The 25400-nt window shown below is 72.5% G+C and carries 24 protein-coding genes; 10 read left to right on the top strand and 14 right to left on the bottom strand.

Annotated features, from left to right (window positions below):
• Window positions 1-55 precede the first annotated feature (55 nt).
• From I2501_RS06225 to I2501_RS06210, 4 genes are all read right to left on the bottom strand, one after another.
• Window positions 56-1210 (bottom strand): Mrp/NBP35 family ATP-binding protein, encoded by a 1155-nt coding sequence (locus I2501_RS06225; RefSeq protein WP_196192793.1) that lies wholly within the window; start codon window positions 1208-1210, stop codon window positions 56-58.
• 90 nt (window positions 1211-1300) lie between these two features.
• Window positions 1301-1822 carry a DUF1003 domain-containing protein gene (locus I2501_RS06220; RefSeq protein WP_196192792.1) on the bottom strand — a complete coding sequence of 174 codons (522 nt, stop codon included), beginning with the start codon at window positions 1820-1822 and terminating at the stop codon, window positions 1301-1303.
• A complete protein-coding gene (locus I2501_RS06215) occupies window positions 1806-3224 on the bottom strand; it encodes a magnesium transporter MgtE N-terminal domain-containing protein (protein ID WP_196192791.1) in 1419 nt (472 codons plus the stop codon). The genes I2501_RS06220 and I2501_RS06215 overlap by 17 nt, the downstream gene beginning before the upstream one ends.
• A 178-nt stretch (window positions 3225-3402) precedes the next feature.
• Window positions 3403-3930: a hypothetical protein gene (locus I2501_RS06210; protein WP_196192790.1), complete on the bottom strand. Its 528-nt coding sequence runs from the start codon at window positions 3928-3930 to the stop codon at window positions 3403-3405.
• A 144-nt stretch (window positions 3931-4074) separates the two neighbouring features.
• On the opposite strand from I2501_RS06210, the gene I2501_RS06205 reads away from it, so the two are divergent.
• Entirely contained in the window at window positions 4075-5025 is a 951-nt protein-coding gene (locus I2501_RS06205) for a DMT family transporter (protein WP_408022707.1), read from the top strand.
• Between the two features lie 32 nt (window positions 5026-5057).
• Entirely contained in the window at window positions 5058-5675 is a 618-nt protein-coding gene (locus tag I2501_RS06200; RefSeq protein WP_196192788.1) for a suppressor of fused domain protein, read from the top strand.
• Window positions 5676-5696: 21 nt separating this feature from the next.
• On the opposite strand, the gene I2501_RS06195 is transcribed toward I2501_RS06200, so the two are convergent.
• From I2501_RS06195 to I2501_RS06175, 5 genes are all read right to left on the bottom strand, one after another.
• Window positions 5697-6554 (bottom strand): PHP domain-containing protein, encoded by an 858-nt coding sequence (locus I2501_RS06195; RefSeq protein ID WP_196192787.1) that lies wholly within the window; start codon window positions 6552-6554, stop codon window positions 5697-5699.
• 78 nt (window positions 6555-6632) lie between these two features.
• Entirely contained in the window at window positions 6633-7271 is a 639-nt protein-coding gene (locus tag I2501_RS06190) for a DUF6758 family protein (RefSeq protein WP_196192786.1), read from the bottom strand.
• 84 nt (window positions 7272-7355) lie between these two features.
• A complete protein-coding gene (locus tag I2501_RS06185; RefSeq protein WP_196192785.1) occupies window positions 7356-7544 on the bottom strand; it encodes a hypothetical protein in 189 nt (62 codons plus the stop codon).
• Window positions 7545-7757: 213 nt separating this feature from the next.
• Entirely contained in the window at window positions 7758-8642 is an 885-nt protein-coding gene (locus I2501_RS06180; protein WP_196192784.1) for an alpha/beta fold hydrolase, read from the bottom strand.
• Between the two features lie 219 nt (window positions 8643-8861).
• Window positions 8862-11960 carry a DEAD/DEAH box helicase gene (locus I2501_RS06175; protein ID WP_196192783.1) on the bottom strand — a complete coding sequence of 1033 codons (3099 nt, stop codon included), beginning with the start codon at window positions 11958-11960 and terminating at the stop codon, window positions 8862-8864.
• Window positions 11961-12482: 522 nt separating this feature from the next.
• Here I2501_RS06175 and I2501_RS06170 point away from each other — a divergent pair.
• The gene (locus tag I2501_RS06170) at window positions 12483-13253 is read left to right on the top strand and encodes a ferritin-like fold-containing protein (protein ID WP_196192782.1); all 771 of its coding nucleotides are present in this window, start codon (window positions 12483-12485) and stop codon (window positions 13251-13253) included.
• Between the two features lie 169 nt (window positions 13254-13422).
• On the opposite strand, the gene I2501_RS06165 is transcribed toward I2501_RS06170, so the two are convergent.
• The 4 genes from I2501_RS06165 to I2501_RS06150 form a co-directional block, all read right to left on the bottom strand.
• Complete coding sequence (locus I2501_RS06165) at window positions 13423-13695, bottom strand: hypothetical protein (protein ID WP_196192781.1); 273 nt, start codon at window positions 13693-13695, stop codon at window positions 13423-13425.
• Window positions 13696-13844: 149 nt separating this feature from the next.
• The gene (locus I2501_RS06160) at window positions 13845-14072 is read right to left on the bottom strand and encodes a DUF3107 domain-containing protein (RefSeq protein ID WP_196192780.1); all 228 of its coding nucleotides are present in this window, start codon (window positions 14070-14072) and stop codon (window positions 13845-13847) included.
• A gap of 153 nt (window positions 14073-14225) precedes the next feature.
• Complete coding sequence (locus I2501_RS06155) at window positions 14226-14867, bottom strand: TetR/AcrR family transcriptional regulator (RefSeq protein ID WP_196192779.1); 642 nt, start codon at window positions 14865-14867, stop codon at window positions 14226-14228.
• A gap of 155 nt (window positions 14868-15022) precedes the next feature.
• On the bottom strand, window positions 15023-15235 hold the full coding sequence (locus tag I2501_RS06150) for a hypothetical protein (RefSeq protein WP_196192778.1): 213 nt from the start codon (window positions 15233-15235) through the stop codon (window positions 15023-15025).
• Window positions 15236-15295: 60 nt separating this feature from the next.
• On the opposite strand from I2501_RS06150, the gene I2501_RS06145 reads away from it, so the two are divergent.
• The 5 genes from I2501_RS06145 to moeZ all read left to right on the top strand — a co-directional run bounded on the left by I2501_RS06145 (window position 15296) and on the right by moeZ (window position 21727).
• Window positions 15296-16258: an alpha/beta fold hydrolase gene (locus I2501_RS06145; RefSeq protein WP_196192777.1), complete on the top strand. Its 963-nt coding sequence runs from the start codon at window positions 15296-15298 to the stop codon at window positions 16256-16258.
• 276 nt (window positions 16259-16534) lie between these two features.
• Window positions 16535-18034 (top strand): glycosyltransferase, encoded by a 1500-nt coding sequence (locus I2501_RS06140; RefSeq protein ID WP_196192776.1) that lies wholly within the window; start codon window positions 16535-16537, stop codon window positions 18032-18034.
• A gap of 317 nt (window positions 18035-18351) precedes the next feature.
• The gene (locus tag I2501_RS06135) at window positions 18352-19338 is read left to right on the top strand and encodes a hypothetical protein (RefSeq protein ID WP_196192775.1); all 987 of its coding nucleotides are present in this window, start codon (window positions 18352-18354) and stop codon (window positions 19336-19338) included.
• 178 nt (window positions 19339-19516) lie between these two features.
• On the top strand, window positions 19517-20428 hold the full coding sequence (locus I2501_RS06130; protein WP_196192774.1) for an NAD-dependent epimerase/dehydratase family protein: 912 nt from the start codon (window positions 19517-19519) through the stop codon (window positions 20426-20428).
• Between the two features lie 120 nt (window positions 20429-20548).
• On the top strand, window positions 20549-21727 hold the full coding sequence (gene moeZ, locus I2501_RS06125; RefSeq protein ID WP_196192773.1) for an adenylyltransferase/sulfurtransferase MoeZ: 1179 nt from the start codon (window positions 20549-20551) through the stop codon (window positions 21725-21727).
• Window positions 21728-21878: 151 nt separating this feature from the next.
• Here the strand turns inward: moeZ and I2501_RS06120 are convergent, their stop codons facing one another.
• Window positions 21879-24377 (bottom strand): lysylphosphatidylglycerol synthase transmembrane domain-containing protein, encoded by a 2499-nt coding sequence (locus tag I2501_RS06120; RefSeq protein WP_328806232.1) that lies wholly within the window; start codon window positions 24375-24377, stop codon window positions 21879-21881.
• A gap of 61 nt (window positions 24378-24438) precedes the next feature.
• Here I2501_RS06120 and I2501_RS39050 point away from each other — a divergent pair, with 61 nt between their 5' ends.
• Both I2501_RS39050 and I2501_RS06115 read left to right on the top strand, forming a co-directional pair.
• Window positions 24439-24660, top strand: coding sequence for a hypothetical protein (locus I2501_RS39050; RefSeq protein WP_236046014.1), 222 nt, complete (start codon window positions 24439-24441; stop codon window positions 24658-24660).
• Window positions 24661-24957: 297 nt separating this feature from the next.
• Window positions 24958-25296 (top strand): MGMT family protein, encoded by a 339-nt coding sequence (locus I2501_RS06115; protein WP_408022706.1) that lies wholly within the window; start codon window positions 24958-24960, stop codon window positions 25294-25296.
• The last annotated feature ends 104 nt before the right edge of the window (window positions 25297-25400 follow it).

Raw genomic sequence — 25400 nt, 5'->3', positions numbered from 1 at the left:
TTGACGTGAAAGGGGAGCGGTCGGCGTTCGCGTGGCGGGTCGAAAGACCCGCGCTTCAGAACTTGTTCTTGGGCGTCAGCCCCAGCGACATGCCCGAGAGGCCGCGCTGGCGGTTGCCCAGCTTCTGGGCGATCGCGCGGAGCGCCGCGCCCGCCGGGGAGTCCGGGTCGGAGAGGACGACGGGCTTGCCCTCGTCGCCGCCCTGGCGGAGCTGGATGTCGATCGGGATGTTGCCCAGGACCGGGACCTTCGCGCCGGTCGCGCGGGTGAGCGCGTCCGCGACGGTCTGGCCGCCGCCGGTGCCGAAGACGTCGACCATCTCGCCGCAGTGCGGGCACGGCATGCCCGACATGTTCTCGATGACGCCCACGATGGTCTGGTGCGTCTGCAGCGCGATCGTGCCGGCGCGCTCCGCCACCTCGGCCGCGGCCTGCTGCGGGGTGGTGACCAGCAGGATCTCCGCGTTCGGGACCAGCTGGGCCACCGAGATGGCGATGTCGCCGGTGCCGGGCGGCAGGTCCAGCAGCAGCACGTCCAGGTCGCCCCAGTAGACGTCGGCCAGGAACTGCTGCAGCGCGCGGTGCAGCATCGGGCCGCGCCAGACGACCGGGGCGTTGCCCGGGGTGAACATGCCGATCGAGATGACCTTCACGCCGTTCGCCGACGGCGGCATGATCATGTTCTCGACCTGGGTCGGACGACCGTCCGCGCCCAGCATGCGCGGCACGCTGTGGCCGTAGATGTCGGCGTCGACCACGGCGACCTTCAGACCCTGGTCGGCCAGCGCCGCCGCCAGGTTGACCGTCACCGACGACTTGCCGACGCCGCCCTTGCCGGACGCGACCGCGTAGACGCGGGTCAGCGAGCCGGGCTGGGCGAAGGGGATCTCGCGCTCGGCCTGGCCGTTGCGGAGCGACGAAGCCAGCTCCTTGCGCTGCTCGGCGCTCATCACGTCGAGCTCGACCTCGACCGAGGAGATGCCGGGCACGCCGCCGACCGCGTCGGTGACCCGGTTGACGATGGTCTCCCGCATCGGGCAGCCGGACACCGTGAGGTAGACGGCGACCTTGGCCTTGCCCGCCTCGTCGACGGCGACCGATTTCACCATCCCGAGCTCGGTGATCGGCCGGTTGATCTCCGGGTCCTGCACGGTCGCAAGGGCGACGTGCACGGACTCCTCGATGGGGGTCGCCTGTGTGTCGGAAGCCATAACCGAATGGTACGGCGGCAGGGCGGGCCCGCTGACCCGTCAGTAGCGTGCAGCGGGTCACACCGGCAGGTCACACGCCCGGGGCCGCGTTCAGACCAGTTCCTCGTCGCGGTCCTCGTACGGTCGGCGGCCGTTGTCCAGCTCCTTGAGCAGCTGCTGCAGCTCCGAGCGGAGGAAGTCGCGGGTGGCGACCTCGCCGAGGCCCTGGCGCAGCGCGGCCACCTCGCGGGTGAGGTACTCGGTGTCGGCCACGGTGCGGTTGGACCGGGCGCGGTCCTGCTCCATGTTGACCCGGTCGCGGTCGTCCTGCCGGTTCTGCGCGAGCAGGATCAGCGGGGCCGCGTACGACGCCTGGAGCGAGAGGACCAGGGTCAGGAAGATGAACGGGTACTCGTCGAACCGGATCGACGGAGGGGCGAAGACGTTCCAGGCGACCCAGACCAGGATGAGCACGGTCATCCAGACCAGGAACCGGCCCGTGCCCATGAACCGGGCGAACCGTTCCGACATCCGGCCGAAGGCGTCAGGGTCGGGCTGAGGCAGTGTCACCAGTGCACGGCGACGCCGCGGTTGGTCCAGCCGTGGACGCTTGCTCTCACCGGACGCGGCCATGGGCGCCCACCTCCTGCTCCTGGTCGTCCTGGTCGTTCTGGTTGTCCTCGTCGTTCTGGCTGTCCGGGTCGTTCTGCGTCTCCTGGTCCGCCGCCTCGTCCCGGCCGCTCCAGCCGTCGCCGTCGTGCGGGTCCTCGCCCGCGTGCAGCACGCCCTCGCGCCAGTCGTCGGGCAGCAGGTGGTCGAGGACGTCGTCGACGGTCACCGCACCGAGCAGGTTGCCCAGTTCGTCGACCACCGGCGCGGCCACCATGTTGTAGGTGGCCAGCCAGCTGGTGATCCGCGGCAGCTCGGTGTCCGGCGCGAGCGGGTCGAGGTCGTGGTCGACGATCCCGCCGAGCAGCGTGTACGGGGGCTCGCGCAGCAGCCGCTGGAAGTGGACCAGCCCCAGGTACTTGCCGGTCGGCGTGTCCAGCGGTGGGCGGCAGACGTGGACCACGGAGGCCTGCGCGGGCTTGAGGTCCTGGTTGCGGATCTTCGCCAGCGCCTCGGCGACGGTGGCGTTCGGCGGCAGCACGACGGGCTCGGTGGTCATCAGACCACCGGCGGTGTGCTCCTCGTAGCTGAGCAGACGGCGCAGCGGGGCGGCCTCTTCGGGCTCCATCAGCTGGAGCAGGCTCTCGGCCTCGTCGCCGGGGAGTTCGGAGAGCAGGTCGGCGGCGTCGTCCGGGTCCATCGCCTCCAGCACGTCGGCCGCGCGCTCCTGGTGCAGGCCCGCCAGGATGGCGACCTGGTCGTCCTCGGGCAGCTCCTCCATGACGTCGGCGAGGCGCTCGTCGTCCAGCGCGGCGGCGACCTCGCCACGACGCTTGGGGGAGAGGTGGTGCAGCACGCTGGCCAGGTCCGCGGCCCGCAACTGGTCGAAGGTGGCGAGCAGGTTGGCCGCGCCCTGGTCCTCCTCGCGCAGCGCGAAGCCGGTGACCGCCGACCACTCGACCGTGAACGTCTCGCCGCGCCGCCGCAGCCGCCCGGCCTTGCCCTTCTCGACGAAGACCTTGTCGATCTCCCACTCGCGCCCCTGCAGGCGGACCATGCCGACGTCCAGCACGGTGACCGTCTCCCCGGCCTCGCCGTAGGGGGTACCGGGGTTGAGCGCGACGCGGCGGTCGAGCAGTTCGCCGAGGCAGAGCGTCTCGGTCGGACGCTGCTCGAAACGGCGCAGGTTGATCACGCCGGTGACCAGCACCTGGCCGGACTCGACGCTGGTGACGCGGTTCATCGCGAGGAAGACGCGCCGCTTGCCGACGACCTCGATCACGAGGCCGAGCACCCGCGGCGGCTGGCCGCGCAGTCGCAGCGACACGACCACGTCGCGCACCCGGCCGACGTGGTCACCGTTCGGGTCGAACACCGCCACGCCCGACAGGTGCGAGACGAACACGCGAGAGGCGCTCCCGCTCACCCACTGACCTCCCGACTCTCCGGAGTTCTCCGGATCTGCTTCCGCTCCCGACGGGCCCGGCCGCCGCGGCCACCGTCTTAGCGGTTTCCTTACGCCGACTCAGGCGTTCAGGCTACCCGGCCCGCCGAGGGCGGGCGGAGGGTCCAGCGGTGGACCGGGGGTCATGCGCGCGGGCGGACTACTTGCGGCGGAAGAGCAGGCGTGGCAGCGCCTTGGGGATCGGCTGCCGCGTCGTCGCGTTCGTCGGCGCGGGCGCGGCGGTGTGGGCGGAGTCCGGCATCGCGCCGGGCCGCTCCACGCTGAGCCCCTGCGGGACGAGCCGCAGTACGCGGCTCTCCGTGGCCCAGCGCTCGGCGACGCCCTCGTGGTCGAGGGCGTTCAGGCGCTTGGACTTCAGCTCGTCGACGGCCGCCTGCCAGGCCTCGCCACGCGGGCTCAGCGACTCGACCCGCGCGGCGAAGGCCACCAGGCGGCCCCACTTGTCCTTGCTGCGCAGCGTCACGACCACCTCGGCGCCGTCCCGCAGCTCGGGCGGGAGCGGCTGCTCGCCGCCGTCGCCGACCAGGACGACGGCGCCGTCCACCCACGCGTGCCACAGCGCGTGGTCGCGGCCGTCGCCCTGACGCACCCAGAGCAGGCCGGACTTCTTCGCGGCCTCCTCCACCAGGGCGCGGTCCAGCAGCGAGGCACTCGGCTCAGCAGTCATGGCCACAGGGTATTGCGTTCCGGGCGGGGTCCCAGCGGGTGGACGGGGATGGCTGCGGAACGGGTCATTCCCATACCATCATTACGCCCCTTACCCGGGTGTTCGGCTGCCCGGGTACGCAGGGGCCCATTCCGAGGAGAGCCCGTGACGAGCACCGCCGAGACCGCGCCCGTGTCGGCGGCGGCCTCCGCAACGGTTTCCGCGACGCCGGACCTCGCCGCCGTGCCCAGGATCGACTTCCTGCTGCTCGCCCTCGCGGTCAGCGGTGTCGCCTTCTCCGCGCCGCTGATCAGCGCCATCGCCGCGCCCGCCGTGGCGATCGCGTTCTGGCGCAACTGCTTCGCCACCGGCGTCCTCGCCCCGATCACGCTGCTCCGCCACCGCGCCGAGCTCCGGGCGATGACGCGGCGCACGGTGCTGCTGTCGCTCGCTGCGGGCGCGTTCCTCGCGCTGCACTTCGCGCTCTGGCTGCCGAGTCTCCGGCTGACCGACGTCGCGACCTCCACCGCGCTCTGCACCGCCACGCCGCTGTGGACCACGCTCTACCTGCGGCTGCGCGGCCACCGGCCGCCGCGGATCGTCTGGGCGGGGATCAGCCTCGCCTTCGCGGGCGTCGTACTGCTGACCGGCTTCGACCTGACGCTGAGCTCCCGCGCCGTGCTCGGCGACGTCCTCGCGCTCGGCGCGGGCATGGCCGCCTCCGGCTACTTCCTGCTCGGCAGCGAGGTCCGACGCACCGTCAGCACCACCGCATACACCTTCGTCTGCTACGCCACGACGGCCGTGCTGCTGCTCGTCACCTGCCTGCTCTCCGGGCAGTCGCTGACCGGCTACAGCGCCACGGCGTGGTGGCAGATCGTGCTGCTGACCGGCTGCGCGCAGTTCCTCGGGCACTCGCTGAGCAACCGGGTGGTGCGGACCCTCGGCCCGTCCTTCGTCTCGACCGCGATCCTGCTGGAGACCCCCGGGGCCACCCTGATCGCCGCCGTCTGGCTCGGCCAACTGCCGCCGCTCGCCGTCTATCCAGCGGTGGCGATGATCATGGCAGGCCTGCTCCTGATCATCCGCGCCGGACGCAGGCCGGCAGCCGCCTGAACCGGGTGGGGCGCAGAGTTAGGCTCTGCTCCATGTCGTCACTCCCGCACGCCTCTGGTCCCGGTCAGCCGGACGCCGTCCTCGCTGCCGTCGAAGCCCGCCTGATCAGCACCTTCGGCGAGCCGGACGGTCGCGCCTCGGTCACGTTCCTGGGCACCGAGCGGATCGAGGTACTGCGCTTCCCGCAGGCCGACGGCCTCTTCCGCTACGCCACGCTCGGCATGTCGGCCGCGCCGATGGCCGACCCCACCGCCATCGTCGCCGACCCCGTCAGCGGTCCGCGCGCGGAGCTGGTCGTCACGATGCGCGGGGGACGCGACGAACTGCTCCGCCCGCTGGCCACGTTGGCGGCATCGCCGCAGGTGGAGGGCCTGGTGGTGGCACCTGGTGCGTCGCTGGACCTCGGCGACCCGCTGTGGCCTGGCGCGCCCTTCACCGGCTTCCTGGTGGCCGAGCCGGGCGGCCTGGTCGAGGACCTGGAGCTGCCGGAACCCGCCGACCCGGTCCGCTTCCTGCCGCTGCTCCCGATGACCCCGAACGAGGCGGCGTACAAGCGCGTCCACGGCGCGGCCGACCTCCAGGAACGCTGGCTCCGCCACGGCACGGACCTCCGGGACCCTGCCCGCAAGTCCGTGCCGCTGGCCGACTGAACGATCGACCGACTGCCTGCGTCAGCGGTCCTTGCCCGAGACGGGCGCCGCGCCCGTCGCCTGGGCGAGCAGCGCCTCGTAGACGGCCGGATCGGTCGTGTCCGCACCGAGCCTGACGGTCTTTCGGCTGCCGTGGTAGTCCGACGAGCCGGTGACCAGCAGCCCCAGCTCCGCCGCCAGCCCGCGCAGACGGGCGCGGGTCTCCTCGTCGTGGTCCATGTGGTCGACCTCCAGCCCGGCGAGCCCGGCGGCGGCAAGCTTGGCGATGGTCGCCTCCGAGACCGTCCGCCCGCGCTTGGACGCGCCCGGGTGCGCGAACACGGGCACCCCGCCGGCGCCGCGGACCAGCCGGATCGCCTCGACCGGATCCGTCTCCCGCTTCGGCACGTCGGCCCGGCCGCCGTTCGCCAGCCAGTCGGCGGTGAACGCCTGGTCCACGCTCTCCACCACGCCCGCCTCGACCAGCGCGGAGGCGATGTGCGGCCGTCCGACCGCGCCGTGCCCGGCGATCCGGCGCACCTGCTCCCAGGTGATGGGCGCGCCGAGTTCCGCGCACCGCTCGATGATCGCCTGCGCGCGCCGCACGCGGTCCGTCCGGAGCAGCTCACGCTCGTGCGCGAACTCGGGCTCCTCCGGGTCGAACAGGTACGCCAGCATGTGCATGGAGATCCCGTCGACCCGACAGGACAGCTCCGCCCCTGGCACGAGCGTCAGCCCGGTGCCGCGCACGGCGTCGAACGCCTCCGCGTAACCGCCGGTGGTGTCGTGGTCGGTCAGCGCGACCACGTCGAGCCCGGCGAGGACGGCGTTCCGCACGAGCTCCGCGGGGGAGTCGGTGCCGTCGGAGGCGTTGCTGTGTGCGTGCAGATCGATGCGCACGGGCGGAAACTCCTGGCACGAGGGGGGACGGCTTCAACGCCAGGGTACGGGAGCACGTTTGCAACCAGCCTCAGCCCGCTACTTGAGCAACCTCGGGGACAGCGCCCCGCACGGCAGCAGGTCCAGCTCCGCGCCCGCGTCCCGTAGGTCCGTCAGGACCAGCTCGTCGTACATGAGCAGGCCCGAGCGTTCCGGCCAGACCACCGCCCAGAGCCAGAGGCCGCGGGCCTCGCCCACGAAGACCGCGCGGTCGTCCGGCGCGTCCGCGACGTGCCACAGCGGGGTCGGCCGGCCGGCCGCGTGCACCTTGGCGTGCGGGGCGCGGTGGACGGCGATCGCCTCGCCCGGGTCCGGGCCGGGGAGGCCCGCGTAGCGCGCGCCGAGGCCGACGCCGAGCTCCTCGGCGACCAGCAGCAGTTCGCCCGGCCCGCCGAGCGGGCCCGGGCCGGAGCAGGCCACAGCGGTCGCCCGCGTGCCCGAGACGTCGTCGCCCGCGTGGGCGATGCCGGTGAACAGCCAGCCGACGGGCAGCGGCCAGGGCAGCCAGACGGGAACCTCGGCCCGTGCCACCGCCGCTCCCAGTGCCTCGACGCTGGGAGGCACGATGGGCTGCAGGGGGTAGACGGTGCCGTGCGCGTCGCACTGCCAGGTGTCGGTGAACAACCCTGGGGCGCGGACTCGGCCCCCGCACCTAGGGCAACTGGGCTCGCCCCTCATAGACGACCACGGTCCTCCCTCGGACCCGCCCCGTCAAGGACGATCACCCGCCCGAGGGACGGCGCGTGGAAGGCCGCGCGGGTGTCACGCGCCGGGCAGTGTCGCCGACGTCGAGGCCGGGGTCTCCAGCGGGTGGACGTGCGGGCGGATGTAGAGGCGCGCGCCGGTCGCGGCGGCCCGGTCGACGATCTCGCGTACCGCGCTCGCCTCGGCGATCACGGATGCCTGGGCGCGGCCGTCGGAATCGTTCAGTCGGAGGATCTCGAAGTGCACGGGCGTCTCCCTTCCCCTTCGGACAACCAGACTCGTCCGGGCCTGCTTCGCCGCTGTCACCTGCGCGTTAAAGGTCGGTGACGGAGCGCCCCGCAGGGCATGCGTGTCTGTCCGTCCACAAAGAACGCAGGAGGGGGAGGCGGATATTCCTGGAGGGAGTGGTGCGGCTCCGGTGAAGTTCTGACGGGCTGTCAACTAATCGGCAGCTGACCGTCAGCTGACGTTCGACCAGAACGCCGCCAGCGAAACCGCCGTGCCCTCGGGGCGTTCGGCGTTCGGCGAGTGTCCCGCGCCGGGGACGACGATGTGCTCGGCCGAGAGCCGCAGCGCCATCTGTGCCTGGAGCTCGACCGGCCACGCGTAGTCGCGCTCGCCCGACAGGACCAGTTTGGGCAGTGCGACCTTGGCGAGTTCGTCCACACGGTCCGGTTCGGAGATCAACTGCCGGGCCATCGCCGTCATCGCGGCCGGGACGTTGGACACCCAACGCCGGTGCAGGAACTCGGCGACCTCCGGGTCGAGGAGCTCGGGCGTGGCACCGGAGGCCTCCTCCATGTCCTTCATCGCGCGCCAGATCTCCTCCAGCGACATGGTGGGAAGGGCCGCGAGCAGCAGCTTCGCCCGCTCGGTCTCCGCGTCGTCCAGCGCCGCCGGTCCGGTGCTCAGCAACGTCAACGACGCCCAGGGCAGGGGGGATCCCGTCGCCCGCAGGACCGCGTCGCGGACGACGTAGCCGGCGAAGGAGTGGCCGAGCAGGTGCAGCGGACGCGCCGGAGCCGCGCTCCGCAGCTCGGCGGTCACCGCCAGCAGGTCCAGCGCGAGCTCCTCCAGCGCGTACGCGTCGACGTCGTCCGGTCCGCCCGTCTCGTACTGGCCGCGCTGGTCGACGGCCAGGACCTCGACGCCCTCCTCGGCGAGCGGTTCGAGCAGCCCGACGAAGTCCTCCTTGCTGCCGGTGAATCCGGGAACCAGCAGCGCGGTCGCCACCCGTGGACGTCCCTGGGGCACCGCGTGGAGCGCGGCGAACGAGCCACGGGCCGTCTCCAGACGGACGGCGCGTGCGCAGCCGGGCAGGGTCAGGAACGGCGGGGTGCTCATCGGTCAGGTCCTCCTGGCGGTGCGGGTGCGGTTGCTGCCCTCCCTCCGAGCCTAACCAGCGCGGATGACGACGACGTGGCGCACGGGGCGCGTCCCGGCAGCGCCAAGGAGCAAGCGGGAGCAAGAAGGAGCAATCCACACCAAGCAGAAAAGCGCGGCGGCGCGCCGCAAGCCCTGGGGCCTGCGACGCGCCGCCGCGCCTGACGTTCGCCGGGTCGGCTACTGACGCGGCGTCACGCGCGCCCTGCGACCCGTCTCCGACGCCTCGGCGGCGGCACTGGCAGCGGCGGCCTCGGCGAGACGGACGCTGCGACGCTTGCGCTTGGGCCGCTCCGCCTCCTCCGCGGAGTCCGCCTCAGCCTCGGCCTTGGCCTTGGCCGGTGTGGACGCGCGCTGCGACGGCACGTCCTTGGTGTTCGCGGGCTCGACGGCGAGCTGACGCGCCTTTGCGGCCGTGTCCGTCACACCGGACGTGGCGCGACGGCGCTTGCGCGGCGCGGGCACGGAGGCGGCCTCCGGCTCGGGCTCCGGCTCCGGCTCGGCGACGGGCTGCGGGGCGAGCTGCCCTGCGGCCTTGGCCGCCGCGTCCGTCACGGTCGCGGTCGCCCGGCGACGCTTGCGCGGCGCGACGGCCGGAGCGGCAGCGACGGGCTTAGCGACCTCAGCCTGCACGGCCTCAGCCTGCACGGCCTGAGCCTGCACGGCCTGAGCCTGCACGGCCTGAGCCTGCACGGTCTGCGCCTTCGCGACCTCGGGCTGCTCGGGCGTTGCAGCGGCGGCCTCGACCGTCACGGTGTCCGTGACCGGTACGGCAGCAGCCTTCTTCGCCCGGGTGCGGCGGCGCGGCGCGGGGGCCTCGGCGGCCTCCTCCGCCACGGGTGCGGTGGCCTCGACGACCACGGTCTCTGCTGCCTCGGTCTCCGTGACCGGGGCGGCAGCGGCCTTGGCGGCGCGGGTGCGGCGGCGCGGGGCCGGAGCCTCCTCGACCTGTGCGGTCTCGGTCTGCTCCGCCTCGTCGACGGCCGCAACGGTCTTCTTGGCGCGGGTGCGGCGCGGCGCGGGGGCCTCGACGGCCTCCTCGACCACGGGCGCGGTGACCTCGGGTGCAGTGACCTCGGCGGCCTCGGCGACCTCGGTCGCAGCGGCCTTCTTGGCGCGGGTGCGGCGACGCGACGCCGGAGCCTCAGCCTCGGCCTGCGGCGTCTCGACCACGTCCGCGGCAGCCTCGACCGGAGCCTCGGCCACGGCAGCGGTCTTCTTGGCGCGGGTGCGACGGCTCGGCTCGGCGGCCTCCTCGGCCTCCACCGGCGCCTCGACCACGTCGGCAGCAGCCTTCTTGGCGCGGGTGCGGCGCGGCGCGGGGGCCTCGACGGCCTCCTCGACCACGGGGGCAGCGGCCTCGACGGTCACTGTCTCTGCTGCCACGGTCTCCGTGACCGGGGCGACAGCGGCCTTGGTGGCGCGGGTGCGGCGGCGCGGGGCCGGAGCCTCAGCGGCCTCCTCAGTCACGACCGGCTGCTCGGCAACCTCCGCCACGGGGGCGGCGGTCTTCTTGGCGCGGGTACGACGCGGCGCGGGGGCCTCGACGGCCTCCTCCGCCACGGGCGCGGTGAGCTCGGGTGCAGTGACCTCGGCAGCCTCGGCGACCTCGGTCGCAGCGGCCTTCTTGGCACGCGTCCGGCGACGCGGGGCCGGAGCCTCGACGGCGTCCTCGACCACGGCCGGAGCCTCGGCCTTGACCTCGGCGTTGACCTCAGCCTCGGTCTCCGCGACGGCGACCGGTGCCTCGACCGTGGCGGTGGCAGCAGCCTGGACCGCCTCCGCCGGGCCGTCCGAGCCGTTGCGGGTGCGGCGACGACGGCGCTTGGGCGCGGTGTCCATGGCCTCGCCGTGCTCGCCGCCCTCGACGACGGCTGCGGGCTCGACGGCGGTGGTCTGCGTCTGCGTCTCCGCCTCGGAGCCGGTACCGCCACGGGTGCGGCGACGGCTCCGCTCGCGGCGACCGGCCGGGCGGTTCTCGTCCCGGTCCTTCTCGCCGGCCCGGTCACGGTCCCGGTCGCGGTCACGACCGCGTCCGCCGGCGTTGGTGCCGGCGGTGTCGCGGCCCGGACGGCGACGACCGCCGCCCGGCTCGCCGAGGTCCTCGATCTCCTCCGCGTCCAGACCGGCGCGGGTGCGCTCGGAGCGCGGCAGGATGCCCTTGGTCCCGGCGGGGATGTGCAGCTGCTCGTAGAAGTGCGCGGAGGACGAGTAGGTCTCCTCCGGGTCGTTGAACGACAGGTCGAGCGCCTTGTTGATCAGCTGCCAGCGCGGGACGTCGTCCCAGTCGACCATCGTGACCGCGGTGCCCGACGCGCCCGCGCGGCCGGTACGGCCGATGCGGTGCAGGTAGGTCTTCTCGTCCTCGGGGCACTGGTAGTTCACGACGTGGGTGACGCCCTCGACGTCGATGCCACGGGCGGCGACGTCGGTGCAGACCAGCACGTCGACCTTGCCGTTGCGGAACGCGCGCAGCGCCTGCTCGCGCGCGCCCTGGCCCAGGTCGCCGTGGACCGCGCCGGCCGCGAAGCCGCGCTTGGTCAGCTGCTCGGCCACGTCGGCCGTGGTGCGCTTGGTCCGGCAGAAGACCATCGCCAGGTTGCGGCCCTCGGCCTGCAGCAGGCGGGCGATCATCTCGACCTTGTCGAGCGAGTGGGCGCGGTAGACGTGCTGCGAGATGTTCGCGACGGTCGCGCCCTGGTCGTCCGGCGCGGTGGCGCGGATGTGCGTCGGGCGGTTCATGTAGCGGCGGGCCAGGCTGATGACCGCGCCCGGCATGGTCGCCGAGAACAGCATCGTCTGGCGCTGCGCCGGCAGCATGTCGATGATCTTCTCGACGTCGGGCAGGAAGCCCAGGTCGAGCATCTCGTCGGCCTCGTCCAGCACCAGGGTGCGGACAGCCGACAGGTTCAGCTTGCGCTGACGGGCCAGGTCGAGCAGACGGCCGGGCGTGCCGACGATCACGTCGATGCCGCGCTCGAGCGCCGCGATCTGGGTCTCGTAGCCGCGTCCGCCGTAGATGGACAGGACCCGCACGTTGCGCACCTTGCCGGCGACCAGCAGGTCGTTGGTGACCTGGGTGCACAGCTCGCGGGTCGGGACGACGACGAGCGCCTGCGGCGCGGTCGGGACCTCGGCGGCGGTGATGCGTCCGGCGTCCACGTCGGCGGCGACGCGGACGGAGTCGATGATGGGAAGCCCGAAGCCCAGGGTCTTGCCGGTGCCGGTCTTGGCCTGGCCGATGACGTCGTGGCCGGTCATGGCCACAGGGAGCGTCATCTCCTGGATCGGGAAGGGAGTGATGATACCGACGGCCTCGAGGGCCTCTGCGGTCTCGGAAAGGATTCCGAGTTCACGGAACGTAGTCAGGGCTGTGCCTCTTCCGGAAGTGGTGCGGCCGATCGCGGGGGCGGCCGGGCACCCGTCCTGGACGGGGGCGCTGACCACTACCGGCTACCTCATGGCTTTTCCACGCGCTGCGGCGTCGCTGCATCCCCTGGGGAGAGCGGACGCGACGGAGCACAGTGGAAGGCGTTGATGGAGGCCCGGCGCGGGACCGCGACTGCGCGGTCTGCGGCGGCCCTCGCTCGGCCACTGCGGGGTCGGTCGGAGCCGATCGTGCGACCGACCGGGCATCCGCGTACGTGAGGTCGGCGCGCATCCAGGTGATGCATTACGCCGAACCTCACTACCACCATACCGTCAAGGCGAAGATCGAACATGTGACGCGGACGACATCGGACGTCTTCCTGCCCGGTTCCGTGCATTCTGCGGTCGCCCGTGGCCACTAAGGTGCGGCGTATGGAGACGCCCGAAGCCCCCAAGGTCCAGTCCACCGACACCGGAGCCGGCAGCGCCGACGCCCACGCGGAGACGTATCCGTCGATCGGCGACTGGGCGAGTTGCTCGGCCGACCCGGAGTACCGCGCGGCCGTGGTCGACCTGCTCGGCGCGCTGGCCTACGGCGAGCTCAGCGCGTTCGAACGCCTTGCGGAGGACGCGAAGCTGGCCCCCGGCCTGGAGGACAAGGCCGCGCTGGCGGGCATGGCCGCCGCGGAGTTCGGCCACTACCGCCGCCTGCGCGACCGGCTCGCCGAGATCGGCGAGGACCCGACGGCGGCCATGACGCCGTTCGCCGAGCCGCTGGACTCCTTCCACCGGATGACCGCTCCGGCGGACTGGGCGGAGGGCCTCGTCAAGGCGTACGTCGGCGACGCGATCGCGGCCGACTTCTACCGCGAGGTGGCCGTCCGCCTGGACGACGACACCCGCGAGCTGGTCCTCGGCGTGATGGCCGACACGGGCCACGCGGAGTTCGCGGTGGAGAAGGTCCGCGAGGCGATCGCGGCGGAGCCGCGGATCGGTGGCCGCCTGGCCCTCTGGGGCCGCCGCCTGATGGGCGAGGCCCTCAGCCAGGCCCAGCGGGTCGTCGCGGAGCGGGACGCGCTCAGCAATCTGCTGATCGGCGGGGTCGAGGTCCGCGGGTTCGACCTCGTGGAGGTCGGCAAGATGTTCAACCGCATCACCGAAGCCCACACCCGCCGCATGGCTGCGCTGGGCCTGGCGTCGTAGTTCTGCGGCACGGAAGCCATCAGGGGCGCGAGGAACTGCGCGATCAACCACCCTGTGCGGATGGCCCTGCGCGTTCGGTGCTCTACCTGCGTGGGTGGCTTGTAGCGCAGTTCCCCGCGCCCCTGGATAGTGCAACTTCCCCGCGTCCCTGTGCTGAGGTAGTGCAACTTCACGCGTGCCGCGGGTGGTGCGCTGAGCGCTTGTCGGGGCGGGCGAGGACGGAGACGAGGAGGCCGGAGCCGATCGCCGCGCAGGCGACCGTCTCGACGGGGTGGCCCGCCCCGAACGCGGTGTGGGCGATGCCGCCCAGCAGCAGGGCCGAGCACAGCCCGGTCAGCACCGTCACGATCTTCGGCGCCGGGAAGAGATCCGCGAGCAGCACCGCCGCCCCCACGCCGATCGCAAGGCCGACCAGGGTGAAGGCGATCAACTCGACGACCATCCGGAGCCTCCTCAGCAAACGCACTGCCGCTGCTGAAGCACTACCCAGAACCCCTCCGCGCCATGCCCCCAACCTGCCCTGATACGCAGAACGCCCCGGTCTCCTCCTCAAGGAGGAGACCGGGGCGTTCACGTCATCCCGACGGCGGGTCAGAGCGTGCCGAAGCCGACCTTCCGCGGCGCCTGCTCGCCGATCTCGACGTACGCCAGGCGCTCGGCCGGGATCAGGACCTTGCGGCCGTGCTCGTCGGACAGCTTCAGCAGCTTCTCGGAGCCACTCAGCGCCGCGGCGACCGCGCTCTCGACCTCGTCGGCAGACTGCGCGCTCTCGAGAACGATCTCCCGAGCCGCGTTCTGCACGCCGATCTTGACCTCCACGGCTTCGTCCCTCCGGCCCCATCTACAGGCGTTCGTCGTTCACACGCGGTCGGACAACCCGGCCGCGTGCCGTTACCGGGCCAACGATACGGCTTGCGCGATCATTCCGAGGGCGCTACCTCGCAGCTCCCGGCCGGCCCGCGTGGCTCGCGCTCAGTGCGCGCTGTCGCCACCGTGCATCGGGAAGCCCTTGAGGCCGCGCCAGGACAGGCTGGAGACCAGGCGGACCGCCTCGTCCTGCGGGATGGTGCCGTCCTGCGCGAGCCAGAACCGGGCGGTGATCTGGCACAGGCCGCAGACGCCGACGGCGAGCAGCATGGCCTCCTCCTCGGGGAGGTCGGTGTCCTCCGCGATCACCTTGCTGACCAGCGTCGCGGTGTCGCGCGTGACGCGCTCGACGCGCTCGCGCACCGCTTCCTCGTTGGTCAGGTCGGACTCGAAGACCAGCCGGAACGCGCCCGACTCGGAGGCGACGTAGGCGAAGTACGCCTCCGTCGTGGCCAGGACGCGGTTCTTGTTGACGGTGGTCGACTCCAGCGCGTCGCGGATCGCGTCGACCAAGGCGTCGCAGTGCTTGTCCAGCAGCGCCAGGTAGAGCTCCAGCTTTCCGGGGAAGTGCTGGTAGAGCACGGGCTTGCTGACGCCGGCGCGCTCCGCGATGTCGTCCATCGCCGCCGCGTGGTACCCCTGGGCGACGAAGACCTCCTGGGCGGCGCCCAGCAGCTGGTTGCGGCGGGCACTGCGCGGCAGGCGAGTGCCTCGGGGGCGCTCAGCCGTGTCCTGGATGGCCGTCACGGTGCTCCTCACTGGGCGATACGTGGCGCCGGGGCGGACCCCGGGCCGTACGGGAACTCTCTGATCGTCATCCTACTTGTGGGTAATCCCCAGCGCCGCAGGTCGCGACCAGAAAGTACGGTCTCCGGCTTGTGAGGATTCCACAAGAGGTGGGGTCACCGGAACTCGTCCGGGTATTCGTCGTCCCCGATCGGCACGCCGACCTTCTGTTCCACGGAGTCGGCCTCGGGCGACTCGAGGGCGAGATCGTCCTCCTCGAAGCTCGCGCTCGGCTCGGTCTCGTTCTCTTCCACAGGTGTGAGCCCCTCGGAATCGTCCGCTTCGATCACGGCGAGGGAGTCGAGCGCGGCCTCGTTGACTTCGGACATGCTGCCTCCCCGGCGTGGGTCTCGATGCTGTAACGGCGCTGCCCTCCTAGCATCGTCCTCATGAGCGGACTGCGCGAGACGTTCGAGGCCGAGACCGCCGCAGGCAGCAGCGGGCTGCACGAGCTGAGGGTGGCCGGGAGTCCGCTCTTCGCCGAGGCGCAGCCGCCGCGCCGAACAGAGCTGCCTCCCGCGCTCTTCGTGCACGGCCTGGGCGGCTCGACCCGCAACTGGGAACCGCTGATGGCCGGGCTCGCCGACGTGGTCGACGGCCACGCGGTCGACCTGCCCGGTTTCGGCCAGTCCCCGCCGCCGGACGACGGCGACCTCTCTCTCGACGCGCACATGCGCGCGGTGGTCGACTTCATCGAGCTCACCGGGCGCGGCCCGGTGCACCTGTTCGGCAACTCGCTCGGCGGTGCGGTGACGACGCGCCTGGCCGCGCTCCGGCCCGACCTGGTCCGGACGCTGACGCTGATCTCGCCCGCCCTGCCGGAGTTGCCGCCGCAGAAGACCGCTCTGCCCACCGCCCTGCTGGCGATGCCCGGCGCCGCGGGCCTGATCCGCCGGGCCTCGCGCGGTCGGGTGGTCGAGCACCAGACCCAGGCGCTGCTTGAGCTCTGCTACGGCGACCCGGGGCGGATCCCGCCGGAGCGCCGGGCGTTGATGGTCACCGAGTACCGGCGCCGCGCACAGCTTCCGTACGCGCTGGACGTGCTCTCGCGCAGCGCCCGCGGCATCGTCCGCGCGTACACCGAGCGCGGGGAGCAGGGGCTGTGGCGGCAGGCGGAGCGGGTGACCGCGCCCACGCTGCTGGTCTACGGGCTGCGGGACAAGCTGGTCGGCTACCGGATGGCGCGGCGCGCCTCGCTCGCCTTCGGCGACTCCCGGCTGCTGGTGCTCCCGCAGGCCGGGCACGTCGCGATGATGGAGTACCCGGAGCTGGTCGCCGACCGTTTCGCCCAGTTCCTGACCGAGGTCGACACGGCGCGCGCGGTGCGTGACTCGGTGCGCGTCGGCGGCTGAGACCCCTTTCCGGGAGGGGGGTTGACGGCGGTTCGGGACGGAGTGTGGTCGGTCTTCACTCCTTCGGGTGGTAGCGCCCGGGAAGGCCGACGCTCTGTCAGCGGCGGGACGTAGTTTCGTGGCGTTGGCCGAACACGCGTCCCCCGAGCAGGGGTTCTGCGCGGTGGCCGCACGCGTGGTGGGGGAGTCTGTGGTCGGCCGGTCGACCGGGTGAGGCCTCTTCGTCTGCTCTTTCCCACACGCTGACGTCGTCCATCCTTTCGGGCCGGAGGTCCCATGCGCATCGCACTGGTCACGGAGAGTGCCGCCACGGATGCATGGGGCCAGCGCCTGGTCGGCTCCCTCGCGGAGCACGAGTTCCTCCGGCTCTCGACGGCCGACGCCGCCCGCGCGGGGGAGGGGAGGCGGGCCACGCCTCCCTGGGGCGGCCGGAGACGCCGTGCCCTCGCCGCCTACGGCGAGCTGGTCCGCACGCTGGTCGACACCAACCCCGCCCGCGCCGCCGCCGGATTCGGGCCCGCGCTGTACGCCCTCGCGGAGGCCGGGCGCGGGGGCGGGCTCGCCGCCCTGCTGCGCTCCGGCGCCGCGGTCCGGTCGCTGGAGCACGCCTGGCTGGGGTCGGGCGCGGTGATAGCGGCCGGTGCCGGTGACGCAGGCGTCCCGCTGCTCCAGGACGTCCTGGTCGCCGCCGACCTGCTCGAACGGGCGCTGCGTCCGCTCTCCCTGCCCTGGTACCAGGGGCGGTCCGGAAAGGCCGCGCTGGCCGGGGTGGACGTCTGCCATGTCGTGGGCGGGTCGGCCGCGGCACTGCCCGCCCTGGTGGCGAAGCGTCAGCTCGGCCTGCCGTTCCTCCTGACCGAGCACAGCCTGCATCTGCGCGAGCGCTATCGCGGTTACCGCGCCTCGCGTTACCGCCACCCGGTGCGGGCGCTGATGCTCGCCTTCCATCGCCTTCTCGCGGGCGAGGCCTACGCCCAGGCCGGGGTGATCACCCCGGGCAGCGCCTTCGACCAACGCTGGCAGGAGTACTGCGGTGCCCAGCGGGAGCGCATCCGGGTCGTCCACGAGGCGACGCCGCTGGCCGACCGGCCGCCCGTCGGCGCCGAGCCGGAGCGCCCCACCCTCGCCTGGCTGGGGCCGATGGAGCCGTGGGGCGGGTTGGAGCCGATGCTCCGTGCCTTCGCGCTGGTGCGCGAGGAGCAGCCCGATGCCGAGCTCCGGGTGTACGGCTGGGTCTACGGCCAGTCGCGGGCCGGTGCCGTCGGATACGAGGCGCACTGCCGTGAACTGGCCCGCGAGCTGTTCGGCGACGCCGTCACCGAGGCGGTCTCCTTCGACGGTCCGCCGCCGCGTCTGCGCACCGTCCACGAGGACGCGACGGTCCTGGTCTTCACGGGCACCAAGGGCGTCCGTCCGCAGTTGCTCGCCGAGACGCAGCTCAGCGGGCGTCCCGTGATCGCCACCGACGTCGGCGCGGCCCGTGAACTGCTCGGCCCGACGGGGCTGTTGGTCCCACCGGGAGACCCCGTCCCGCTCGCGGTCGCCTGCTCCGCACTGCTCGGCGACGAGGAGCGTCGCGCTCGGCTCGGCACTGCCGGTCGGCTGCGCGCCCAGGAGCTCTACGCCGTCGAGCCGGCCATAGACGCCTTCCGCACGCTCTACCTGGAGCTGGCCGCCGAGGTCCCGCAGGACGCACCCGAGCCGGTCGCCCAACCGTTCAGCCGCCCCGCCGAGTACTGGATCGGCGCCATCCCGAAGGGGGTGCCCGCACAGTGACGCATCGTCATGCCGCCCACGGTGGTGGCCAGAGCCCGGGCGGGCGCGGTCGCGGCGCCCAGGGACGCGGCGCGCAGGCGCGCGGTGCCAACGGTGCCTCGCACGGCGCTCAGGGTGGTCATGCGGCCCGGCGCGCGGCGTCCGGTGCCACGGGGAGTGGCTCAGCGGGCCGGTCGGCTGCGCCCTCTCCTGGCGGCTCCACCGCCCGCCCGGGCCAGGCGCGTCATGCCGGAGCGCCGCGTCCGGCCCCGCGTCCGGCCCCGCGCCCGGCTTCGCCGCCGCGTCCACGTGGGGCGGCCGATCCGGTGCATGCGCTGATGGACCGTCACCGCTCCTTCTACGCCGACGCAGTGGATGCGCTGGACATCGCCGTGCAGCTGGAGCGCGACGGCGTCGGGCCCAGCACGGCCGGGCGGTACCGTCACTCCGACGTCTTCTCGCTCGCCGAGGAGTTGTACGCCCGGGTGCCGCGCCACGCGCTGGAGCCGGAGGAGGACGAGACGCCCGCGCGACGCGGCCTGGTGCCCGCCGCTGCGGTCGGCTTGCTCTACCTGCTCGCCGCACTGTTGCTCCGTGCCGTTCCCGTGGTCGGCCTGACGCTGCCGCTCGTCGTGCCGCTGGCGGTCTACGCGTTCGTCCATGGGGCAGCCGCCGCGCTCGTGCCTTCGTTCGGGGGCCCAGCTCGCCGTGGTTCCTGGGCTGCGCGTGGCACCCTCGCGCTGGGCGTCGGTGCGCTGCTCGCCCTGGCTCAGCCAGTCGGTCCGGCCCAGATCGCGTTGGCCCTCGGCGTCGGCATGGCGGAGGGGTGCGCCACCTGGTTCCGCCATATCGGCCGAAGCCACCTCCAGGCCCGCTCCACACGTGAGTTCCGGTCCCGGATGCGTCCGGTGCTGCCGGTCACCGTGCTCTGCTTCCTCGGCTTGCTGGCCGGTCTCACCGCCGTCGCTTCGACGCTGACGTCCGCCTACGGCGGCCACGGAGGTTCCGATCAGGCGGCAACGCTGGTCGAGGCCGGGGTGTCGGGGCTCACGCCCGCGTCGTGGGCGGCCCAGGGGCTGGCCGGGGTGGCGCTGCTCCTCGCCTTTCTGCTCCGACGTTGCGGCCGGGGTGCTTCCGGCCTCGGCGTCCTGGTCCTGGCCTGCCTCGGGGCAGTGGCGGCCCGGGCGATACCGGGTCACGCCGGCCTGGTCGCCTGCGGCTGCGGGTTTCTCCTCGCAGTGGTCGGCGCCTGGGCCTGGACCGCCCTGCTCAGCCCGGCCTCACACCGTGCGCTGCGCGAGCACCGCGCTGCGCATCGGGCCTGAACGGCTGTCACCGAACCACCGACCGACTCACCGACTGACTCACCGACCGGTGGGGCCCGATTCGGGCGGCGCGAGCCGTCCGCGTGCCCGCGCCGGCCTCCTTCTCCGGACGCGCCCCTGCTGGGCGGATCCGATCCCAACCACCGAGCATCAACCTGCACAACGGAAGGACCACCTGATGAGGGTGCTGCTGCTGGGCGCCGACGGCTTCATCGGCCGCCGCGTCGCCGACCGACTCTTCGCCGACCCGGAGCTTCAGGTCACCGTCCTCGGTCGGCGTGACTCCGCGGACATCCGCTTCGACCTGGCCGCCGGGAGCCCCGGCGCACTGGCCCGGTTCCTCGACGCGGTGATGCCGCGTGTGGTGGTCAACTGCGCCGGAGCCACCTACGGCTCCCCGCGCGATCTGGTCCGGGCCAACACCCAGGCGGTCGCCACCGTCTGCGAGGCGATTCGGCGCAGCCACGATCCGGCGCGGCTGGTCCACGTCGGTTCGGCGGCCGAGTACGGACCGGTCCCGATCGGCACGGCGACAGCCGAGACCGCCGAGCCGCGGCCGATCGGCCCCTACGGCGTCACCAAACTCGCGGGCACCGAGCTGGCGCTCTCCTCCGGCCTGGACGCCGTGGTGCTGCGGATCTTCGACGTGGTCGGCCCGGGCGTCCCCGCGGGCTCCCTCTTCGGCCGTCTGTCCGAGGGGCTGCGCCGGGCGCTCGAACGCGGTGAGCCGCACATCCGTACCGCGGATCTGTCCGCATTCCGAGATTTCGTCGACGTCAGGGACGTGGCGCGGGCGGTCCAGTCGGCAGCGGTCTCGGCGGCGACGGGCGTGATCAACATCGGCGGCGGCTCGGGCGTACGGATGCGCGACGCGGCCGCGCTGCTGGTCCGGGCCTCCGGGTTCGAGGGGCGCCTGATGGAGGAGAGCCGCGGCCCGATCCCCGGTGCGGACGCGGCAGACCGCCCGCTCGAAGTCCTGTGGCGCCAGGCCGACATCCGTACCGCTCGGGAACGCCTGGGCTGGCGTCCGCGGGTTCCCCTGGAGGAGTCGCTGGCGGACATCTGGATGGAGACCGCCTGTCGGGTCTGACGGTGCGGGTGATCCGTCTCACGCAGTGTCTCGCCCCATGGACCAGGGGCTCTGGAATACGCCCGCGCGTGGCACTGTTGGGCGAGAGACCACACCGTCCGACCACCACCGGAGTCCCCCGTGTCGCTGCCACCCCTGGTTGAGCCCGCTGCTGAGCTCAGCGTGGACGAGGTCCGCAGGTACTCCCGCCACCTGATCATCCCGGATGTCGGGATGGACGGGCAGAAGCGGTTGAAGAACAGCAAGGTGCTCTGTGTGGGCGCCGGCGGTCTGGGCTCGCCCGCTCTCATGTACCTGGCCGCCGCCGGTGTCGGCACGCTGGGCATTGTGGAGTTCGACACCGTCGACGAGTCGAACCTGCAGCGCCAGATCATCCACGGCCAGTCCGACGTGGGCCGCTCCAAGGCCGAGTCCGCCCGGGACTCGGTCAAGGAGATCAACCCCTACGTGGACGTGATCCTCCATGAGGAGCGCCTGGACGTCGACAACGTCAAGGAAATCTTCGCCCAGTACGACCTGATCGTGGACGGCACGGACAACTTCGCGACCCGTTACCTGGTCAACGACGCGGCCGTGCTGCTGGGCAAGCCCTACGTGTGGGGCTCGATCTACCGCTTCGACGGTCAGGCGTCAGTGTTCTGGGCCGAGCACGGCCCGTGCTACCGCTGCCTGTACCCGGAGGCCCCGCCGCCCGGCATGGTCCCCTCCTGCGCGGAGGGCGGCGTTCTGGGTGTGCTGTGCGCCTCGATCGGCTCGATCCAGGTCACCGAGGCCATCAAGCTCCTCGCGGGCATCGGCGAGCCGCTGGTCGGCCGCCTGATGATCTACGACGCCCTGGAGATGCAGTACCGCACGGTCAAGGTCCGCAAGGACCCGAACTGCGCACTCTGCGGCGAGAACCCGACGGTCACCGACCTCATCGACTACGACGCCTTCTGCGGCGTCGTCTCGGAGGAGGCGCAGGAGGCGGCGGCGGGTAACACCATCACGCCGAAGCAGCTGAAGGAGTGGCAGGACTCCGGCGAGGACGTCTTCGTCGTGGACGTGCGCGAGCCGGCCGAGTACGAGATCGTCAGCATCCCGGGCGCGACGCTGATCCCGAAGAACGAGTTCCTGATGGGGAACGCGCTGGAGAAGATGCCGCAGGACAAGAAGATCGTCCTGCACTGCAAGACCGGCGTCCGCTCGGCCGAGGTCCTCGCCGTCCTGCACGCTGCCGGCTTCGCGGACGCGGTCCACGTCGGCGGCGGCGTCATCGGCTGGGTCAACCAGATCGAGCCGGAGAAGCCGGTCTACTAGGCCGGACCTTTTCGCCAAGGCCTGGTTGCACTTTACGGGGGGGGGGGGAACTGCGCGACACCCCCCGGTGTGTGGTGCGTCGCTGGACGAGCAGGGCCATCCCGACGGGGTGGTTGCTCGCGCAGTTCCCCGCGCCCCTTTTGGGTTCCCCTTACAGGGAACCCTTGCGCTGGAGGTAGCCGAAGGAGAGCCACCCTGGCAGGACGGGGAACCAGAACGTCAGGATGCGGAACATCAGCACCGCCGGTCCGGCGATCAGCGCCGGGACGCCCGCTGCGCTGGTGAGCAGCAGGATCAGCGCGGTGTCGATGGTTCCGATGCCGCCGGGCACCGGCACCGCCGAGCCCGCCGCGTTGCCCGCGAGGTAGACGACCGCGATCGCGGCGAAGCCCGCCGAGCCGCCGAACGCCATGACGCAGGCGTCCAGGCAGGCGATGAAGGCGATCGACACCAGGATGATCCCGCCGAAGCCCGTCGCCAGCTTGGACGGCGTGCGCAGCAGGTCCAGCATGCGCGGGATGACGCCCACGAAGAGCGTGCGCAGCTGCAGCACGACCCAGCGCCGCAGTCGCGGGATCGCGGCGACGATCAGCACCACCACGGCAGCGATCAGCAGCACCGTGATCACCGTGCGCGCCGACGGCACGTCCGAGCTGTTGGCCGTGCCCGCGATGAAGCCGAAGCCCAGCAGCAGCAGGATGTGCATGCCCAGGCCGACCAGCTGCGAGGCGCCGACGGAGGCTACGGCCTGGCCCGGGCGGACGCCCTCCCGCTGCAGGAACCGGGCGTTGAGCGCCACGCCGCCGACCGCCGCCGGGGCCACCAGCTTGACGAACGAGCCGGCCACCTGGGCCGCGAAGGTGCGCCAGAACGGCAGTCGCTCGGGGACGAACCCGGCCAGGCTCATCGTCGCGCCGACGTAGCTCGCCACGGAGGCGCCGATGGCCACCGCGATCCAGCCCCACTGCGCGTGGGCGACCTTGGCCAGCGGGTTGTTGGTCAGCTGGCCGACCAGCAGGTAGGCGGCGAACGCGCCCGCGATCAAACTGATCAGCGTCTTCGGCCGCAGCCGCTCCAGCTTGGCCGGCTCGACCGGGGCCTGCGGCACCAGCTGGAGGATCTCCTCGCGGATCTGGGAGAGCAGGTCGGTGGGGTCCGGGTGGGCCTCCAGCGCCTCCTCCAGCTTCGCGCCGGACGTGATGTGCGCGTCCCGAGCGGCCTGGACCTCCGCCTTGCGCTGGCGGTGGTAGACGCCGAGGTCCTGCCGGGTCGACCGGCTCAGGCCGACCGGCTGGAGCATCGGCAGCGCCGCGGCGGTCCGGCTGGTGCCCAGCACCTCGGTCGCCGAGGTGACCGCGCGTTCGGCGCCGACGCGCAGCGCGAAGGTGGTCAGCAGCTGGGCGACGTCCATGCGCAGCGCCAGGTCACCGGCCGCGATGTCGCCTCCGGCTAGGTTGACCAGGCAGGTGCTGCCGTCCTCGGTGACCAGCAGCGCCTTGGAGGTCAGCTGGCGGTGGGCGATCCGTCGGTCGTGCAGGGTGCGGACGGAGGTCCAGGTGTCGCGCAGGATCTTGTCGGTGATCTCGTCGTCGGGGATGTCCGCGAACGCGCGGCCCTCGATTCGCTCGTAGACCAGGATCATCGCGTCCGGGCCCAGCTCCGAGGTGGCGATCAGGTGCGGGGAGTGGGCGCCCGCGGCGTTGGCCGCGTAGGCGATCAGCGCCTCCTGCTCCAGCGCCTGGCGCAGCGACTGCGGGCTGGACCGGGTGGCCACGGCGCGCAACCGCAGCCGACGCCACATCCGGTAGAAGAAGCCGGACGCCTGCTGCTCCCGGTCGATGACGTGGACGTCCAGCGGCGGGCCGACCTGCTGGACCACCAGGTAGCGGCGGGTGCCCTCGGGGCCGTCGGGGGAGCGGTGGGCGCTGATCGGGTCGAAGCCGACCTTGCGCAGACCGGCCAGCAGGTGCTCGCCGGTCGGCCGGACGTTGGGGCTGCCGACGGCGTAGAGCGTGCCGTAGGCGACGGTCAGGCCGAGCAGGATGGTGATCGCGATGGAGAGTGGGGTGGTGGACCCGCCGACCAGTTGGGAGACGCTGTCCAGCAGCACGACCGTCCACAGCGCGACCCGCCATCGGGGACGGCTGGCCATGCCGACCGCGGTCATGTAGGCGATGACCGGGGTCAGATAGCCGTGGACGGCGTCGGTCTGGTTGTTGATGGTCAGCGCGTCGCGGATCTGCGCGGGCGCCGCGTGCATCACCCAGACGTCCATGCCGAGCGAGAGCCCGTGGGCCAGCACGGCGGCGAGCACGCCGTCGGCGACGCGCAGGCCGTCCCGTTTGATCAGCCGTTCGACCGCGAAGGCGACCGGCACGACCAGCACGGCCGCGGTGGAGAAGAAGCTGGTGAGCGTGACCAGAACGCTCGGGAGCTTCGTCGCGCCCGAGGTGATGTCGCTGGTCAGACCGTTCGTGGTGGACTTCGCGACGCTGGTCAGAATCAGCACGGCGATGATGCCCAGCAGCCCGAGCAGGAACCGGATCAGGTCCGAGGGCCGGTGCGCGCGAGCCGAGAGCAGCGGCTCGTCGACGGCGACGCTGCCCTGGTCCAATCCCTCGGGGGCCTCGTGCCGGGAGCCTCGGTGCACGAGGTGGTGCCCGCCCTTGCCGCGCGCGCTCGGGGTGACTCGCGGCCTGACCCTTGCTGCGGTGGCGGAACGCTTCACCAGGTCGACACCGGCCGACGCGGCACTGGTCGACGTCGCACCGGTCGACGCAGCTCCGGCCGACGCTGGAGTGGTCGGCTCCGCAGTGGTCGGTTCGGCAGCGGGCGTGGTGGGCGCCGCGGCCTTCGTGGGTGCGACAGGTGTGACCGGCTCGGTCGGCGGCACCCCGAATTCGGGCGTGCCGCTGGTCGCGCCCGCGCCTTGATCCGCGCTCGCGCTCGATCCGGTCATCTCTACCTGTATGCCTTCTGTCCGTCCGCCCGCCATCGTCCCCTCAGGGTCCCCTCAGGTCATTCAAGGGTGGCATGGTCGGATCGAGCGCGCGGCGGTGAGGTGTCCCCGTGCCGACCCCAGCCGGATGCTACATTCCCCCGGCCGGGTGAGCGAGGACGTTCCCCTGCGTCGTCCCTCGTCAGTGTCGCCGTTCCCACCGTGTTCCCACGTTCCGTTCTCACGTTCCCTTCGGCGGGTCCTGTCAGAGGCATGCGACAGAATGCCGGGTGTGAACGAAGAGGAGCCCGGGGCAGAGATCCCGCCGTACGCGGAGCGCGTGCTGGAGGCGGCGGAGCTCATTCCGGCCGGACGGGTGATGACCTACGGCGACGTGGCCGAGTTCGTCGGCGAGGGCGGTCCGCGCCAGGTGGGACGGGTCATGGCGCTCTACGGCGGAGCGGTGCCGTGGTGGCGGGTGATCCGCGCGGACGGGCGGCTGCTGCCGGGCCACGAGCTGCGCGCGCTGGAGCAGTACAGAGTGGAGGGCACGCCGCTGCGTCACGCCGGCGCGGACCACATGCCGCGCGTCGATCTGCGGCAGGCCCGCTGGGACGGCCGTTCCGGCTGAGGCGGCCGGGGCACGGCGTCGCCCGCGGAGCCGGGGTGGTGCCGGTGACGCTGATCGATCCGGCGAACCGGGGGACAAGGGCGGGGTTGTCGGGGCAGGATCGT

The organism is Streptacidiphilus fuscans, assembly GCF_015690355.1.
Taxonomy (GTDB): Bacteria; Actinomycetota; Actinomycetes; order Streptomycetales; family Streptomycetaceae; genus Streptacidiphilus; species Streptacidiphilus fuscans.
This window is presented reverse-complemented; position numbering and strand designations above follow the sequence as displayed.

Bases quoted from the DNA above. Each gene is read 5' to 3' on its own strand.
- I2501_RS06220 (WP_196192792.1), bottom strand. From the start codon at position 1,822: ATGGCCGCGTCCGGTGAGAGCAAGCGTCCACGGCTGGACCAACCGCGG.
- I2501_RS06190 (WP_196192786.1), bottom strand. From the start codon at position 7,271: ATGAGGGGCGAGCCCAGTTGCCCTAGGTGCGGGGGCCGAGTCCGCGCC.
- I2501_RS06210 (WP_196192790.1), bottom strand. From the start codon at position 3,930: ATGACTGCTGAGCCGAGTGCCTCGCTGCTGGACCGCGCCCTGGTGGAG.
- I2501_RS06170 (WP_196192782.1), top strand. From the start codon at position 12,483: ATGGAGACGCCCGAAGCCCCCAAGGTCCAGTCCACCGACACCGGAGCC.
- I2501_RS06225 (WP_196192793.1), bottom strand. From the start codon at position 1,210: ATGGCTTCCGACACACAGGCGACCCCCATCGAGGAGTCCGTGCACGTC.
- I2501_RS06150 (WP_196192778.1), bottom strand. From the start codon at position 15,235: ATGTCCGAAGTCAACGAGGCCGCGCTCGACTCCCTCGCCGTGATCGAA.
- I2501_RS06140 (WP_196192776.1), top strand. From the start codon at position 16,535: ATGCGCATCGCACTGGTCACGGAGAGTGCCGCCACGGATGCATGGGGC.
- I2501_RS06200 (WP_196192788.1), top strand. From the start codon at position 5,058: ATGTCGTCACTCCCGCACGCCTCTGGTCCCGGTCAGCCGGACGCCGTC.
- I2501_RS06145 (WP_196192777.1), top strand. From the start codon at position 15,296: ATGAGCGGACTGCGCGAGACGTTCGAGGCCGAGACCGCCGCAGGCAGC.
- I2501_RS06175 (WP_196192783.1), bottom strand. From the start codon at position 11,960: ATGACGCTCCCTGTGGCCATGACCGGCCACGACGTCATCGGCCAGGCC.
- I2501_RS06130 (WP_196192774.1), top strand. From the start codon at position 19,517: ATGAGGGTGCTGCTGCTGGGCGCCGACGGCTTCATCGGCCGCCGCGTC.
- I2501_RS06135 (WP_196192775.1), top strand. From the start codon at position 18,352: ATGGACCGTCACCGCTCCTTCTACGCCGACGCAGTGGATGCGCTGGAC.
- I2501_RS06180 (WP_196192784.1), bottom strand. From the start codon at position 8,642: ATGAGCACCCCGCCGTTCCTGACCCTGCCCGGCTGCGCACGCGCCGTC.
- I2501_RS06165 (WP_196192781.1), bottom strand. From the start codon at position 13,695: ATGGTCGTCGAGTTGATCGCCTTCACCCTGGTCGGCCTTGCGATCGGC.